The 15,135-nt window shown below is 73.5% G+C and carries 13 protein-coding genes; 5 read left to right on the top strand and 8 right to left on the bottom strand.

Features of this window, described 5'->3' with window-relative positions; genetic code table 11:
- Positions 1-15: 15 nt before the first annotated feature.
- Positions 16-1,311, bottom strand: coding sequence for a geranylgeranyl reductase family protein (locus tag ACIOGZ_RS36940; protein WP_400989158.1), 1,296 nt, complete (start codon positions 1,309-1,311; stop codon positions 16-18).
- Positions 1,312-1,714: 403 nt separating this feature from the next.
- On the opposite strand from ACIOGZ_RS36940, the gene ACIOGZ_RS36935 reads away from it, so the two are divergent.
- Entirely contained in the window at positions 1,715-3,079 is a 1,365-nt protein-coding gene (locus ACIOGZ_RS36935; protein WP_400989157.1) for a dipeptidase, read from the top strand.
- Here ACIOGZ_RS36935 and ACIOGZ_RS36930 read toward each other — a convergent pair.
- Positions 3,055-3,894 carry a DUF4184 family protein gene (locus ACIOGZ_RS36930; RefSeq protein WP_400989155.1) on the bottom strand — a complete coding sequence of 280 codons (840 nt, stop codon included), beginning with the start codon at positions 3,892-3,894 and terminating at the stop codon, positions 3,055-3,057. The two genes, ACIOGZ_RS36935 and ACIOGZ_RS36930, sit on opposite strands and share 25 nt — an antisense overlap.
- Positions 3,895-4,035: 141 nt before the next feature.
- On the bottom strand, positions 4,036-5,103 hold the full coding sequence (locus ACIOGZ_RS36925; RefSeq protein ID WP_363588746.1) for an NUDIX domain-containing protein: 1,068 nt from the start codon (positions 5,101-5,103) through the stop codon (positions 4,036-4,038).
- 465 nt (positions 5,104-5,568) lie between these two features.
- Here ACIOGZ_RS36925 and ACIOGZ_RS36920 point away from each other — a divergent pair, with 465 nt between their 5' ends.
- On the top strand, positions 5,569-6,471 hold the full coding sequence (locus ACIOGZ_RS36920) for a PfkB family carbohydrate kinase (RefSeq protein WP_400989153.1): 903 nt from the start codon (positions 5,569-5,571) through the stop codon (positions 6,469-6,471).
- A gap of 105 nt (positions 6,472-6,576) precedes the next feature.
- On the opposite strand, the gene ACIOGZ_RS36915 is transcribed toward ACIOGZ_RS36920, so the two are convergent.
- The 5 genes from ACIOGZ_RS36915 to ACIOGZ_RS36895 form a co-directional block, all read right to left on the bottom strand.
- Positions 6,577-7,521, bottom strand: coding sequence for a C40 family peptidase (locus tag ACIOGZ_RS36915; RefSeq protein ID WP_400989151.1), 945 nt, complete (start codon positions 7,519-7,521; stop codon positions 6,577-6,579).
- A 311-nt stretch (positions 7,522-7,832) separates the two neighbouring features.
- A complete protein-coding gene (locus ACIOGZ_RS36910) occupies positions 7,833-9,251 on the bottom strand; it encodes an acyl-CoA synthetase (protein WP_363631565.1) in 1,419 nt (472 codons plus the stop codon).
- A gap of 180 nt (positions 9,252-9,431) precedes the next feature.
- Positions 9,432-10,394, bottom strand: coding sequence for an electron transfer flavoprotein subunit alpha/FixB family protein (locus ACIOGZ_RS36905; protein ID WP_400989149.1), 963 nt, complete (start codon positions 10,392-10,394; stop codon positions 9,432-9,434).
- A 44-nt stretch (positions 10,395-10,438) separates the two neighbouring features.
- On the bottom strand, positions 10,439-11,224 hold the full coding sequence (locus tag ACIOGZ_RS36900; RefSeq protein WP_363588756.1) for an electron transfer flavoprotein subunit beta/FixA family protein: 786 nt from the start codon (positions 11,222-11,224) through the stop codon (positions 10,439-10,441).
- 264 nt (positions 11,225-11,488) lie between these two features.
- Positions 11,489-11,890, bottom strand: coding sequence for a thioredoxin family protein (locus ACIOGZ_RS36895; RefSeq protein WP_363588758.1), 402 nt, complete (start codon positions 11,888-11,890; stop codon positions 11,489-11,491).
- A gap of 214 nt (positions 11,891-12,104) precedes the next feature.
- Here ACIOGZ_RS36895 and ACIOGZ_RS36890 point away from each other — a divergent pair, with 214 nt between their 5' ends.
- The 3 genes from ACIOGZ_RS36890 (at position 12,105) to ACIOGZ_RS36880 (ending at position 15,032) form a co-directional block, all read left to right on the top strand.
- Positions 12,105-12,530, top strand: a complete 426-nt coding sequence (locus ACIOGZ_RS36890) for a DUF4395 domain-containing protein (RefSeq protein WP_363588760.1) — start codon at positions 12,105-12,107, stop codon at positions 12,528-12,530.
- Positions 12,531-12,796: 266 nt separating this feature from the next.
- On the top strand, positions 12,797-13,567 hold the full coding sequence (locus ACIOGZ_RS36885; protein WP_350887852.1) for a lysophospholipid acyltransferase family protein: 771 nt from the start codon (positions 12,797-12,799) through the stop codon (positions 13,565-13,567).
- A 205-nt stretch (positions 13,568-13,772) separates the two neighbouring features.
- A complete protein-coding gene (locus tag ACIOGZ_RS36880; protein ID WP_363588763.1) occupies positions 13,773-15,032 on the top strand; it encodes a hypothetical protein in 1,260 nt (419 codons plus the stop codon).
- Positions 15,033-15,135 lie beyond the last annotated feature (103 nt).

The following is a 15,135-nucleotide window of genomic DNA, read 5'->3' as shown; positions in this document are numbered from 1 at the left end:
CGAATGCGCCTCCCGTCACCGGGACGCCATCGCCGCCAGCTTCCTGGCCGCCCGGTACTGCCGGAGCACCTGCGCGAAGGAGGTGTGCCCCTGGGTGGTCCGGGCGAAGGCCCGCCAGGCCGGCGCCACCAGGCAGACCGCCGCGTGGAACAGGTACGGGCGCTGCTCGAAGGCGCCCAGCAGCTGCTTGCCGGCGCGCATCTCCACGCCCAGCCCGGCCTTGATGGCGAACGCGTAGTTCAACGCCTCGCGCCGCACGTCCGCCGCCTTGCCCGCCTCCGCGACCTTCACCGCCCACTCGCCGGCCAGCCGGCCCGAGCGCAGCGCGTAGGAGATGCCCTCGCGGGTCCACGGCTCCAGCAGTCCGGCCGCGTCCCCGGCGACCAGCACCCGGCCGCGGGAGAGCGGCGAGTCCTCGGCCCGGCAGCGGGTCAGGTGCCCGGACTCCACGCTCGGGGTGAAGCCGGACAGCCCCAACCGCCGGATGTAGTCGGCGAGATACTGCTTGGTCCGCTCGCCGTCGCCGCGCGCCGAGATGACGCCGACGGTCAGACTGCTCGACTCGGTCTTCGGGAACACCCAGCCGTAACTGCCGCGCAGCGGGCCCCAGTCGAGGTGGATCCGGCCCGACCAGTCCGCGGCGACCTGCGGCGGGACGGGGATCTCCGCCTCCAGGCCGAGGTCGATCTGGTCGAAGGTGACGCCGACGTGCCGGGCGATCCGGCTCGCGCTGCCGTCCGCGCCGACCACCGCGCGCGCCTCGAAGGTGCGCCCGTCGGCGGCCGTCACCAGCGCCGTCCGGTGCTCGCCGCCACGCTGCTCGACGCCGGTGACGGTCACTCCGGTGACCAGCACCGCCCCGGCCTGCTTGGCCGCCTGCACCAGGCGCAGGTCGAACTCGTCCCGGTTGACCAGGCCGAACAGCATCCGCCGGGACCGACGCGTCCGGGTGAACCGCCCGTCGTAGGCGAAGGTGACGGCGTGCACGCGGTCCTGCAACGGCAGCCGGAAGTCGGGCGGCAGGCTGTCCCGGGACGGGCCGATGATGCCGCCGCCACAGGTCTTGTAACGGGGGTGCTCGGCCTTGTCGAGGAGCAGCACCCGCCGGCCCTGGACGGCGGCGGCGTGCGCGGCCGAGGCTCCGGCCGGTCCGGCGCCGACCACCACCACGTCCCAGACGCCGTCGAGCGGCTCGGGCGCCGACCGACCGACCCTCGGCGCGGTCTCGGTCTCGGCTTCGGTCGCGCCTTCGGTCTCTGTCCCAGCCTCGGTCGCGGCTTCGAACACCGTCTCGGTCCCGGTCTCGGACACCGTCTCGGGCGCCCCCTCGGACGCCTCGCCTGACGGCTGACCTGACGACCGGCCTGACGGCCGTCCGGGTACCTCGGCGTCGAGCGGCGAGACCTCGGTGTCGAGTGGGCTGCGGGAATCGGAGCTTCCGGAGTCAGTCACGTCGAGCAATCCTATGCGTCCGCCGAGCCCGCCGCTGGCCGCGCCGCCCCGAACGCCAGACCGAACCCGGATCGAACCCGGACCGAACTCAGATCGAACCCGGGCCGATCCATCGGGCCGATCCACCAGACGGTGCGCCGGGCGGGATCGCCGGGCAAAACCACCCGATCGGACTGTTCGAGTCCGCCTATGATCGGCGGTACCCAAACCGCCCCCTCCGCCCGCACCACCCCTCGGGCGAAGCCTTCCCCTCGGAGCCCCGATGTCACAGCCGCTGGCCGACGCCGTCCGGTCCCTGATGGACCGTGCCCGCACCGACCTCGCCGAACTGGTCGCCTTCCCCTCGGTCGCCGACCCGCGCCAGTTCCCGGTCGAGGAGTGCGAGAAGGCCGCCCGCTGGGTCGCCGACGCCTTCGCCGCCGAGGGCCTGACCAACGTCCAACTGCTGGACACCCCGGACGGCACCCAGTCCGTCTACGCCGAACTGCCCGGCCCCCAGGGCGCGCCGACCGTGCTGCTCTACTCGCACTACGACGTCCAGCCCCCGCTCGACGAGAGCGCCTGGCTCAGCCCCGCCTTCGAGCTGACCGAGCGTGACGGCCGCTGGTACGGGCGCGGCGCCGCCGACTGCAAGGGCAATATCCTGATGCACCTGACCGCCCTGCGAGCCCTGCGGCAGGTGTACGGCGACGGCTACCCGGTCGGTCTGAAGATCATCGTCGAGGGCTCGGAGGAGCAGGGCACCGGCGGCCTGGAGCGCTACGCCGAGGCCCACCCCGAACTGCTCGCCGCCGACGCCATCATCATCGGCGACACCGGCAACTTCGCCCCCGGCCTGCCCACCGTGACCGCCTCGCTGCGCGGCATGACGGTCGTCGAGGTCGCGGTCACCACCCTGGCCGGCAACCTGCACTCCGGCGCCTTCGGCGGCGCCGCCCCGGACGCGCTGCAGTCACTGGTCCGGATGCTCGCCTCGCTGCACGACGAGCACGGCGACGTCGCGGTGGCCGGACTGACCGGCGGCCAGACCTGGAGCGGTGTCCAGTACTCGGAGGCGCAGTTCCGCTCCGACGCCAAGGTGCTCGACGGCGTCGCCCTGACCGGCACCGGCACCATCGCCGACCGCCTGTGGGCCCGCCCCGCGATCACCGTCCTCGGCATCGACGCCCCGCCGGTGATCGGCGCCACCTCCTCCGTCCAGGCCGCCGCCAAGGCCCTGGTCAGCCTGCGCGTCCCGCCGGGCAGCGACCCGACCGCCGCCCAGGACGCGCTGGTCGCCCACCTGGAGGCGCAGGTCCCGCTCGGCGCCCGTCTGACCGTCGAACGCCAGGGCACCGGCGCCCCGTTCAACGCCGACACCACCGGCCCGGCGTACGAGGCGATGGGCGAGGCCATGGCCGAGGCCTTCGGCACCGAGATGGTCGCCTCCGGCGAGGGCGGCTCGATCCCGCTCTGCAACACGCTGCGCTCGCTCTACGCGAAGGCCGAGATCGTGCTGATCGGCGTCGAGGAGCCGACCACCCAGATCCACGCGGTCAACGAGAGCGTCGACCCGCAGGAGCTGGAGCGGATGGCCCTCTCCGAGGCCCTGTTCCTCCGCCGCTACGCCGAACTGCGCTCGGTCTGACGCACGTTGGTCCGGGGGCCGCCGTCGGCGGTCCCCGGCACCGGCCGCCCGCCCCGGAACCTGCGGGCGGCACCCGCCACCACCGCGTAACCGACCGCCCCCACCGCGAGCCCGGCCCCGGCGCCGAAGCAGAACTCCGGGATCAGGTTCCGCCGCAGCGGGACCAGCCGGTGCAGCACCCCGACCGCCGTCGCCGCGCCCAGGGCCGCGACGGCGGCGCGGCGCGCCCGGGGAGCGAGTGCCACGGCCGGGCGGACCGGCTCCACGCCCCGCGCCGCCCGCGCCGCCCAGCCCGCCATCGCGGCCAGGGCCAGCGCCGAACTGCCGTACTGCAGCGCCGAGTAGAGCGGAACCGCGGCCACCTCCCGGTCCAGCACCGGCAGCAGCCGGACACCCAGCCGACCTTCGTGGGTGAACGCGTCCCAGCCGACGTGGGTGGCCGCACCGATCGCCGCCGACGCCGCGAACCACGCCGCCCCCGCACCAGCCCCGGCTCCGGCGGGCCGCCGGACCGTCAGTGCCTCGGCCGCGCCCGCCCACCGGTCGGGCAGCAGCGCCACCAGCGGCGCGCGCAGCAGACCGTGCCAGCCGGCCACCAGCGCGCCCGCGATCGCCACGTCCAGCGTCGGCACGGCCCACCAGCGGTGCGTCAGACCGCCGTGGCCGTACACCCCGGGCAGCAGCGACTCGGCGAAGAACGGGACGTCGGGCGCCATCGATCCGGCGACCAGCGCCGAGGCGACCAGCGGCCCGCGCTCCCCGGCGGCGCGCAGCAGGGGCAGGACGGCGGCGGGGTGGCTCAGTGTGAACGGCATGCCCCCATCCTCCCGCCCCTGCCGAGCCATCGGCCAACGACCTGGGCCAACGGCCAGCGCCTCTGGACAGCGGCCACCGCCTCTGGACGGCCCGGCACCCGGGGCGGCCCGGCACCCGGGCTCGTCAGGCACCCCAGGCGGCTACGCCGCGTCCGCCGTGCTGGCCAGGCCGAGCGCGACCCGGCGGCCCGCCTCCAGGTAGCGCAACTCGCCGCTGCGGCGGGCGTCCAGGGCGGCGGCGAGCCGGCGGTAGCGGCTCGGGGGCAGCAGGTCGGCGGCCTCGTCCAGGGTGACGAAGCGCCAGTCGCGCAGCTCCTCCGCCTGGAGCAGCAGGTTCTGGCGGGAGGCGGCGTCCAGTTGGCCGCCGTCGTACATCAGGCGCAGGCCGCCGCGGCGCGGGCCGGTGCGCGGCTCCCAGTCGACGGCGAGCAGGCGCAGCCCGGTCGGGTCGAGCCGCAGGCCCAGTTCCTCGGCGGTCTCGCGCAGGGCCGCGTCGGTGGGGGCCTCGCCGCGTTCGACCACGCCTCCGGGGAAGTCCCAGTCGGGTTTGTAGACGGGGTCGACCAGCAGGACGCGGTCCTGTTCGTCGAAGAACAGGACGGCGGAGGCCACGGTGTCCCCGGTCGGGTCGGGGGTCTGGACGATCGGGCAGCGGGCGGCGCCGACGCGGACCAGTTCGGCGATCCGGTGGGCGGTCTCGCGGGGGGTGAGCTCGCTGGTGTCGAGCATCCGGGCGTCCTCGACCAGCCAGCGCCGGGCGGCCCGGTAGCGGGCCACGTGCTCGAAGCACCACGTGCGGACCCGCTCGCTGGCCTCCGGATCTCCCGGGCACTCGTCGCGGTGGGCGATGCGGTGACGCAGGATCGTTTCTTCTGGGTCCAGGACGAAGTGGTGCACCGCTATGCCGTGGGAGGCGAGGTCGCCGAAGATCTCGTCCCGGTAGTCCTCCCTGAGCAGGGTCATCGGGACCACCAACGGGCCCGCGACCTCACTGAGCAGCGCGGCCGCCGTCTCGGGGACGAGCCGGCGCCAGGCCGCCAGGTCCTGGAAGTCGGACACCGTCGCCAGCCGGTCGGCCGGGAGCATCCGGCGCAGGCCGAAGCCCACCAGCTCGGGATCGAAGAGCACGCTCCCGGGCAGCAGTTCCACCAGCTCGCGGCAGGCACTCGTCTTGCCCGCCCCGAATGTGCCATTGACCCAGACGATCACAACGTCCCCTGCCCTCGACTTGCCCCGATGCCGTTCGCACCGGGCAGCGCCCCCGTCGGCCGAACCAGCGCCACCCGTGGTGGTACCCGCGCCACGCCGCTCCCCATACCTCCCCACCGCGCCCGCCGTTGCGCCCCACTCCGCCCCTTGACAGGGGCATGTGCCCAGGCCAGCCGCCTTCCGGGAGAAATATGTAGACCGGTCTACATCAAAGTTGCACCCTGCTCACACCCTGCGCGCACAGGAAGTCGGCCCGTCCGACTTCCTGTGCGCCATCATCACCCCAGATCACCTCGCATCACCCCCTCCACCCGACTATGTAGACCGACCGACAGATTTCTCCCGGCAATATCTAGACCGGTCTGCATAATTCAGTAGACCGGTCGACATATTCTTCCCCGCGCCCCTCGCGCGCCCCCCGGCGCCCGCTTGCGCCGCGCGCACCCCAGCACGTACAGAGGAACGATGAAGCTGCTCCCAGCCGGCCGCGTCATCGTCATCGGCTCGATCAACGCCGACCGCATCCTCCGCTGCCCCGTCCTCCCCGCCCCCGGCGAGACCGTCCTCGCCACCGCCGCCACCCAGGGGTTCGGCGGCAAGGGCGCGAACCAGGCGGTGGCGGCGGCGCGCATGGGCGCCGCCGTCCACCTGGTCGCGAAGGTCGGGCACGACGCCGACGGCGAAGCCGCGCTCACCGACCTGCGCGGCGCGGAAGTCGAGACGGCCTCCGTGCTCACCCACCCCGACGCGCCGACCGGGCAGGCGATCGTCATGGTCGACCCCGCCGGCGAGAACAGCATCGTCGTCGTCCCCGGTGCCAACGCCCACCTGACCGCCGCCGAGGTCACCGCCGCACTCGCCCGCCTGCACCTGCTCCCCGTCGACGTGCTCCTCACCAGCGGCGAGGTCCCCGAGGAGTGCATCCGAGCGACCGCCGCCGCCCTGCCGGCCGACGGCACCCATTGGGTGCACAACGCCGCCCCGGCCGGCTCGCTCCCCGACACCGGTCCGACCGGGCGCCGCCCCCTGGTCGTCGCCAACGCCGTCGAGGCCCGCCAGCTGACCGGTGCCCCCACCGTCGAGGAGGCCGCCCGGGCCCTCGCCCGCCGCGCCGACGGCGTCGTACTCACCCTCGGCGGCGAGGGCGCGCTGGTCGCCACCGAGGGACGGTCGGCCCGACTGCCCGCCCCCGCCGTCCAGGTCGTCGACACCACCGGTGCCGGCGACGTCTTCTGCGGCGCCCTCGCCGCCGGACTCGCCCGCGGCGCCTCCCTCCCCGCCGCGGCCGCCACCGCCGTGGCCGCCGGCGCCTTCGCCGTCACCGCCCTGGGCGCCCGTGGCGCCCTCCCCCGCCCGACCGACCTCTGACCAGCCGCTTCCCGACGGGCCCGGGCGGGCCGGGCTCACCCCCGGTGGGGGCGCCCGGGCCACAACTCCCGAACGCCCCGGCTCACGTGCCTAGCAGCACTCGGCCTACGGCCGCCCCATGTACGACGGGTAGTAGCCGCTGCTGATCCCCGAGATCCGGATCAGCGTGCCCGGCCGCGCCGCCTCGACGTACTGGTTGTTGCCCAGGTAGATCGCCACGTGCTGGATGCCCCGTTTGGTGCCGTTGGGGGACCAGAACAGCAGGTCGCCCCGGCGCAGCTGGCCGGCGCTGATGGGCGTGGTCGCCGCGTACTGGTCGTTGGCCACCCGCGGCAGGTTCACCCCGCCGCGTCGGAAGGCCTGCTGCACGAGGCCCGAGCAGTCGTACCCGTCCGGCCCGTTGCCCGCGGTCCGGAACGGCTTGCCCAGTTGGCTCAGCGCGAACTGCACGGCGGACTCGACGCCCTGGTCCCCCGCCACCTCGCCGGCGGCCGAGCCCGACGAACCCGACGAGGACGACGAGGACGACCCGGACGACGACGGGGACCCGTCCCCCGTCCGCGCCACGTACACGTCGTAGTGCGTGGTCCAGCGCCACTCCCCCTTGCTGTTCTTGAACCAGTACCGCGACCCGTCCCAGCCTTGCTTGATCCCCCCGCTCGACTTCGCGCCCGTCGACGGGGCCTTCGCTGCGGAGGAGGATCCGCCCCCCGTCCGCGCCACGTACACGTCGTAGTGCGTGGTCCAGCGCCACTGCCCCTGACTGTTCTTGAACCAGTACCGCGAGCCGTCCCACCCAGCGTGCGCCGGTGCCGACTCGGCGGCGGCGGCGGGGCTGACGCCGGGGCCGACGCCGATCACACCCGCACCGGCCACGATCACGGCCACCATGCCTATCCCCCGACGCACCCGCGCGGCCCGCGAGGGACGGACGGGGCTGACGGGGCTGACGGGGCTGACGGTGGCCGCCCGCTGGTCGACGGTGGCGGCAGCGTGCTGCCCGGTCGGTTCGTCGGCGGCACCCGGCGCGCCGGTGTTGACGGTGGTCATCCTGCTGTCTTCCCTCACTGCTGCGAACTGCCGCCACGGGGGCGGCTGCGGAATCGGCTACGGACACGCACGTCCCGGTGAGACGGCACGCACGGCTCGGCAGACCCCGCCCGGCATGCCACGGCCTCCGGTCGTGCGACCGGGAGCCGCGGCATGCCGGGCGGGGATTCAGTTCTGCCTGCGTGTCACGGTAGGCACGCGTCCGCTCACGGCGCGCAGTGGAGTGAGCCAATGGAAGGGTTCACGGCCGGTGAGCACCGACGGGGTATCAGGGTGAAGGCCAGTCATCGGGCTGCTTGCCCGACGCCCCCTCACCCCTGCTGGTCCGACTCCGCCAGCAGCTGCTTCTTCAGCACCTTTCCCAGCGCGTTCCTGGGCAGTTCGGGCACCAGCACGACCCGGCGCGGCCGCTTGTGCGCGGACAGCCGCTCCGCCACGAAGGCCGTCAGCTGTTCCCCCGTCACGGCGCCGTCCGGGATGACGTACGCGACGACGGCCTGCCCGAGGTCCTCATCCGGCGCACCGACCACCGCCGCGTCGGCGACCGCGGGGTGGTCGCGCAGCGCGGCCTCCACCTCACCGGCGCCGATCCGGTAGCCGCCGCTCTTGATCAGGTCGACGGAGGCGCGACCGACGATCCGGTGGAAGCCGTCCTCACCGATCACGGCGACGTCCCCGGTGCGGAACCAGCCGTCAGCCGTCCAGGCCTCGGCATCCGCGTCGGGCCGGTTGAGGTACCCGCTGAACAGGGTCGGCCCGGCGACCTGCAACTCTCCGACGCTCTCCCCGTCGGAGGGCACCGGAGCGCCGTCCTCGCCGACCAGCCGGGTGCGCACCCCGTCCAGCGGCAGGCCGACGCTGCCGGGCCGGCGCTCGCCGTCCGCCCGGGTGCTGACGGTGATCAGCGACTCGGTCATCCCGTAGCGCTCGATCGGGGCGTGCCCGGTGAGCGCGGCCAGCTTCTCGAACACCGGTACCGGCAGCGGCGCGCTGCCGGAGACCAGCAGCCGGGCCGAGGCCAGCCGACCCGCCGCCCCGGGGTCGGCCGCCACCCGGGACCAGACGGTCGGCACCCCGAAGTACAGGCTGCCGCTCGCGGCCGCGTACCCCTCCGGGGTGGGCCGCCCGGTGTGCACGAGCCGGCTGCCGGTCCGCAGGGCGCCGAGGACGCCGAGGATCAGTCCGTGGACGTGGAACAGCGGCAGGCCGTGGACGAGGGTGTCCTCGGCGGTCCACTGCCAGGCCGCGGCGAGCGCGTCCAGGTCGGCGGCGATCGCCTGGCGCCGGATCACGGCTCCCTTGGGCGCCCCGGTGGTGCCGGAGGTGTAGAGGACGAAGCCGGTGGCGTCCGGCGCGGGCTCGGCGAACGTGGTGGCGGCGCGGTCCGCCGGGTCGACCGGCACCCCCTCCACCTCACCCGGCACCGCGTCGCCCACGGCGTGCGCGAGCAGCACCGCACCCGAGTCGCGCAGGATGTGCTCGCGCTCCTTGGGCCCGGAGTCGGGCGGCAGCGGCACCACGGGCACGCCCGCCAGCAGGCCGCCGACCACGGCGACGACCGTCTCGACGGCGGGCCGGGCGAGCACGGCGAGCGCGGGCGCACCGGCCACCCGGTCAGCGACGGCGGTCGCCGCGCCCAGCAGCTCCTCGCGGGACAGCGCCCGCCCGTCGATCCGCAGCGCGTCCGCCGCGTCCCCGTAATCGCCCTGAAGTGCGGTCAGCAGTGCCATGCTTCCGTCCTCGCCCTCGTCTCACGCTGTCGCGCCGACTCTACGGGCCGCACCCGGACCGTCCGTGGGCAGCGGTCACCAGCCGCCGCCCACCTGGCTTGTACCGACCTGTGCCGGAAACGCCGGAGGGCGTGGCACCGGGTACCCGGTGCCACGCCCTCCCACTGCCGTGTGCGGGGATCAGCCCTTGCGGGCCTTCACCTCGGCGGTCAGCTGCGGCAGCACGGCGAACAGGTCGCCGACCACGCCGTAGTCGACCAGCTCGAAGATCGGGGCCTCCGGGTCCTTGTTGACGGCCACGATGGTCTTCGAGGTCTGCATGCCCGCCCGGTGCTGGATGGCGCCGGAGATGCCGGCCGCGATGTACAGCTGCGGCGAGACCTGCTTGCCGGTCTGGCCGACCTGGTTGCTGTGCGGGTACCAGCCCGCGTCGACGGCGGCACGCGAAGCGCCGACGGCCGCGCCCAGCGCGTCAGCGAGTTCCTCGACGACGCCGAAGCCGGCCGCCTCGCCGACGCCACGGCCGCCCGAGACCACGATCGCGGCCTCGGTCAGCTCCGGGCGACCGGTCGAGACCCGCGGGGTGCGCGAGGTGACCTTGGCCGCGTTGCCGGTGAACTCCACCGCCACGTTCTCCACCGCGCCCGCGCCCGCAACGGCCTCGGGGGCCACCGCGTTCGGCTTGACGGTGATGACCGGCACGCCCTTCGTCACCTTCGACTTCACCTGGAAGGACGCGGCGAACACCGACTGGGTGGCGACCGGGCCGCCGTCACCGGCCTCCAGGTCGATGGCGTCGGTGATGATGCCGGAGCCCAGCCGCAGTGCGACGCGGGCGGCGACCTCCTTGCCCTCGCCGGAGGAGGTGACCAGGACGGCGGCGGCGTCGTTGGCCTTGGCGATCTGGGTAAGGGCGTCCACCTTCGGGACGACCAGCTGGTCGGTGAACTCCGCGCCGTCGGCGACGTACACCTTGGCCGCGCCGTACTCGGCGGCCTTGGCCGCGAGGTCGGCGGCGGCGGCACCGACGCCCAGCACGACCGCGGACGGCTCGCCGATCCGGCGGGCCAGGGTCAGCAGTTCGAGGGCCGGCTTGCGGACCACACCGTCGGCGTGGTCCACCAGAACCAGGATCTCAGCCATGATTCGTTGCTCCTGATCGATCGTTGGATGCGCGAACGGGGGGACTAGATGAACTTCTGGTCGGCGAGGAAGCCGGCGAGCTGCCTGCCGCCCTCGCCCTCGTCCTTGACGACCGTGCCCGCGGTCCGCGCCGGACGCGCCGCCACCGACTCCACCGCCGTCCACGCACCCGCCAGACCGACCTCGTCCGCCCCGATGCCCAGATCGTCCAGATCCAGCGACTGGACCGGCTTCTTCTTCGCCGCCATGATCCCCTTGAACGACGGGTACCGGGCCTCACCCGACTGGTCCGTCACCGACACCACCGCCGGCAGCGCCGCCTCCACCAGCTCCGTCGCCGCGTCACCGTCACGACGACCCCGCACCACACCGCCCTCGACCGACACCTCCGACAGCAGCGTCACCTGCGCCACACCGAGCCGCTCCGCCAGCAGCGCCGGCAGCACACCCATCGAACCGTCCGTCGACGCCATCCCACCGATCACCAGGTCGAACCCGGTCTTCTCCAACGCCTTCGCCAGCACCGCCGACGTCCCGATCACATCCGAACCGTGGATGTCCTCGTCGTTCACGTGCACGGCCTTGTCCGCACCCATCGACAACGCCTTGCGCAGCGCGTCCTTCGCGTCGTCCGGCCCGACCGTCAGCACCGTCACCTCGGCACCCTCGTTCGCCGCCGCGATCCGCAGCGCCTGCTCCACGCCGTACTCGTCGAGCTCCGACAGAAGGCCGTCCACGCCCTCCCGGTCGGTGGTGTGGTCGTCCGCGAACCGACGGTCACCCGTCGCGTCCGGCACGTACTTCACACAGACAACGATCCTCAAGCTCACGGCCTGTCTCCTGTACTGGTCTCGTCCGGCGGCTGCGGCTGTGCAAGCGGGGCGCGAACACGGTGCGCGCCCGCTCCGGGCAGCGGGTTCCCGTGCCGGTCCGGAACTTCCTGGCAGCATACTCGGCAGTAGTCCAGTGGTCACTACTGGCCAGTAGCTTAGGCCGGGCGGCTGCACTTCCGTCTGCGCCCATCCTGCCCCAGGGCAGCCCCGACACCACCTGATCGGACTACATATCCGCCGCAGGATCGCCGGGGCCCTGGCTCACACCGCCTCGCCGAGCGCCGCGATCACATCCACCTTGCGCGGCAGTCCGGCCGCCCGGCGCACCACCCGGCCGCCCCCGTCCAGCACCAGGACGGTCGGCGTCCGCAGGATCTCCAGCCGCCGAGCCAGCTCCAGCCGCTCCTCGGCGTCCACCTCGACGTGCGCCACCCCGTCGACCATGCCGGCCACCTCCGCGAGCACCCGGCGGGTGGCCCGGCACGGCTGACAGAACGCCGTCGAGAACTGAACCAGCGTCGCCCGCTCGCCGAGCGCCCCGCCCAGCTCCGCCTCCGACAGCCGTACCGCCCCGCCGTTGGTGCGCACCCTCAGCCTCCCGTCGTGCCGTGCCCGTAGCAGCCCGAAGGTGGTCGCCGGCGCCGACACGACGACGCACACCACCAACCGGCCGTCCCCAGTCTGCGGCAGCGGCCCCGGGCCTCGAAAGGGAGGTCGACCACCGGGCCGGGCCCGCGTACGATCGCCGGGTGGAATCCGACCGCACCGCACCGCCGTTGCTGACCTCCCGCCGCGTCGTCGACCTGGGCCGGGCCACCACCACCCGCTGTCGCTGACGCGCCCCGCCGCCGCCCGTCGCGACCCTCCCGGAGCCCTCGTGCAGATCGATCCCCGCGGTCCCCGCTTCGCCGCCGCGCTCACCTCGGTCGTGCTGGCCGCCGCCCTCATCACCGGCAGTGACGTGCTGCTGGCCGTCCAGGCCCTCGTCTTCGCACTCGGCGCGTTCGGCGGCCTGCGGCTCTCCCCCTACGACTGGCTCTACCAGACCTTCCTCCTCCCCCGACTGGCCCCGCCCTCCGAGACCGAGGACGAGCGGCCACCCCGCTTCGCGCAGGGAGTCGGCCTGGTGTTCGCCGCCGTCGGCGCCCTCGGCTTCCTCACCGGGGTGGCCTGGCTCGGCCTACTGGCCACGGCCTTCGCCCTGGCGGCGGCCTTCCTCAACGCCGCGTTCGGCTACTGCCTCGGCCGTGAGGTCTACCCCTTCGTCCGCCGCGCCCAGGGGCGCCTCGGCGCCGGAGCCTAGCCACCCCTTGGGCCCCCTGGGCCTCCGGGACGGACCGGGCCTCCAGGTCGCCGGGGAGGGAAAAGTTCCCACCCGAACTCATCACGGAGATCACACCGCGAATATCCGCTTGACCGCACGGCTCAGGTGACAGCAGGCACTCGTTCGGGGGATCATCTCCGTGAATCACCCGTGACCGCCGCGGCGTGCCGCGCTCCGGTCGGCCCCGCTCAGCGACGCGGGTACCCGCCGTACCGGGCTCCGGCCCGTGGAAGTCAGGACTGACCGTGGCAGAGTTCGTGTACCCGCCGGTGATCGGCGCCGCACTCACCGCCTTCCGTGCGCTCGACGTGCGGATCAAGATCGTAGGCGCCGAGAACATCCCCGCCAGGGGCGGAGCCGTACTGGTCAGCAATCACATCAGCTACCTGGACTTCCTCTTCGCCGGCCTCGGCGCCTACCGCGGCGGCAAGCGCAAGACCCGCTTCATGGCCAAGGACGACGTCTTCAAGCACCGGGTCTCCGGCCCGCTGATGCGCGGCATGAAGCACATCCCGGTCGACCGCACCGACGGGCAGCCCGCGTACGAGGCCGCCGTGCGCGCCCTCAAGGCCGGCGAGGTCGTCGGGGTGTTCCCCGAAGCGACCATCAGCCGCTCGTTCATGCTGAAGAAGTTCAAGACCGGCGCCGCCCGGATGGCCGCCGACTCCGGCACCCCGCTGCTGCCCGTCATCCTCTGGGGCACCCAGCAGCTCTGGACCAAGGGCCGTCCGAAGACCCTGACCAAGCGCCACGTCCCCGTCACCATCATGATCGGCGAACCGATTCACCTCGGCCCGAACGACAAGCCCGTCATGGTCACCAGGCGGCTGCGCGCGGCCATGAGCGAGATGCTCGACCAGGCCCAGCGCGAGTACCCCGGCAAGCCCTCCGGCCCGGACGACACCTGGTGGCTGCCCACCCACCTCGACGGCACCGCGCCCACCCTGGAGGTCGCCGAGGCCGAGGACGAGGCGGAGGCCCTCGCCAAGGCCGAGCGCCGCGCCGCCCGGGGCTGACCAGCCCCGCCCCGGTTCCACCCCGCGCCGCCCTCCCGAGACCTTCTACTCCGTGTGACCGACCGAACGCCAGGCGTCGCGTGTCGCCCGGTCGCCGACGCTCCCCGTCTGACACAGTGACAGCCCCTTTGAGGGGCCTTCGTCCTGCATCGGAGACGGAGCGAACGCCGGAGAGGTCGGAAAGGTCGGAGCGGAAATGACACGGATGACCCGCACACGGCAGTCCCCCAGGTCCACACCCGAGGCCCGCACCCGCGCCAGCGCCGGTGCGGGCCTTCTGCTGCTGAGCGCCCTGCTGACCGGGTGCGGCGCCGAACCCGGTGAGATCCCCCTGTCCGAGATCCAGGCGGACGCCCCCTCCACCGCAGCCGAGTCGACGACCGCCGCCGCGAGCCCCGGCGTGGTCGGCGCCGCCGCCGGAACGCCTGCGGCCACCGCACACAACGGTCTGATCGTCGGCGGGGTCTTCCTCAACACCGCCCGCACCACCAGCGCCATCGTCACCCTCGCACCCGACGGCACCGGTTGGCACCAGGTCACCCAGCCGCCCGACCGCACCCGCGACGACCGCCCCGACTGGTCCCCGGACGGCAGCACGATCACCTTCGACCGGACCGACCCACGAAGCGGCGCCGCCCGCCTCTGGACGGTCTCCACCAACGGCGACGGCGCCCACCAGATCGACCAGCTCTGCGAGACCGGCACCGCCGACTGCACCAACGAGGACGAACGCGCCCCCGCCTACTCACCCGACGGCAAGCAACTCGCCTTCAGCCGCTCCTGGGGCGCCCTCGACCCGGCCGACAGAAACCAGATCCAGTACTCGGACCTCTACCTGATGAGCCCCGACGGCACCGACGTCCAGCGGCTCACCTTCCTCACCAACGACAAGCCGTACTCCGGGCAGGTCAGCAACCCCAGTTGGTCCCCCGACGGCAAGCAGCTCACCTTCGAGTACCGCACCGGTGCCACCGGTCAGCCCGCCAACAGCCGCGCCATCTACGTCGTCGCCGCGGACGGCACCGGGTTACGGCAGCTCACCCCCTGGGAACTGCGCGCCGGAGACCGCGCCAACTGGTCCCCCGACGGCACCCAGATCCTCTTCACCACCTACCCGGCCGGCCGCACCGACGCCCCCGGCGGCGGCATCTACACCGTCCACCCCGACGGCACCGCCATCGGCGCGCTGACCCCCGCCCCATCCAACGTCTTCTACGGCACCGCGTCCTACGCGCCCGACGGCAAGTCCATCGTGTTCGCCGAGGCCCCCGCCGGCTCCGAGGCCGACCTCTACACCATGCGGCCGGACGGGACGGGCATCGCCCGGCTCACCAACGACAGGGACGCCTGGCTGACCCGGCCGGCGTGGGGAACGGCGGCGGTACCACCTCAACCCGATGGCCGGGCATCAGCCCAGGCACAATCGCGGCCGTGGGAAGAGGACGAGGAACTCCAGGACGAGTGAATCACAACGCAGAGAACCCCCATCCGGTTTCCCGGATGGGGGTTCTCTGTGAATGATTGTTCGGCGGCGTCCTACTCTCCCACAGGGTCCCCCCTGCAGTACC

Source organism: Kitasatospora sp. NPDC088160, from assembly GCF_044741445.1.
In the GTDB taxonomy this organism is placed as follows: Bacteria; Actinomycetota; Actinomycetes; order Streptomycetales; family Streptomycetaceae; genus Kitasatospora.
The sequence above is the reverse complement of the archived record's forward strand: the minus strand, read 5'-3'. Positions and strand labels throughout refer to the sequence as shown.

Coding starts and splice junctions, on each gene's coding strand:
- ACIOGZ_RS36935 (WP_400989157.1), top strand. CDS start 1,715: ATGTCACAGCCGCTGGCCGACGCCGTCCGGTCCCTGATGGACCGTGCC.
- ACIOGZ_RS36930 (WP_400989155.1), bottom strand. CDS start 3,894: ATGCCGTTCACACTGAGCCACCCCGCCGCCGTCCTGCCCCTGCTGCGC.
- ACIOGZ_RS36920 (WP_400989153.1), top strand. CDS start 5,569: ATGAAGCTGCTCCCAGCCGGCCGCGTCATCGTCATCGGCTCGATCAAC.
- ACIOGZ_RS36915 (WP_400989151.1), bottom strand. CDS start 7,521: ATGACCACCGTCAACACCGGCGCGCCGGGTGCCGCCGACGAACCGACC.
- ACIOGZ_RS36910 (WP_363631565.1), bottom strand. CDS start 9,251: ATGGCACTGCTGACCGCACTTCAGGGCGATTACGGGGACGCGGCGGAC.
- ACIOGZ_RS36905 (WP_400989149.1), bottom strand. CDS start 10,394: ATGGCTGAGATCCTGGTTCTGGTGGACCACGCCGACGGTGTGGTCCGC.
- ACIOGZ_RS36880 (WP_363588763.1), top strand. CDS start 13,773: ATGACCCGCACACGGCAGTCCCCCAGGTCCACACCCGAGGCCCGCACC.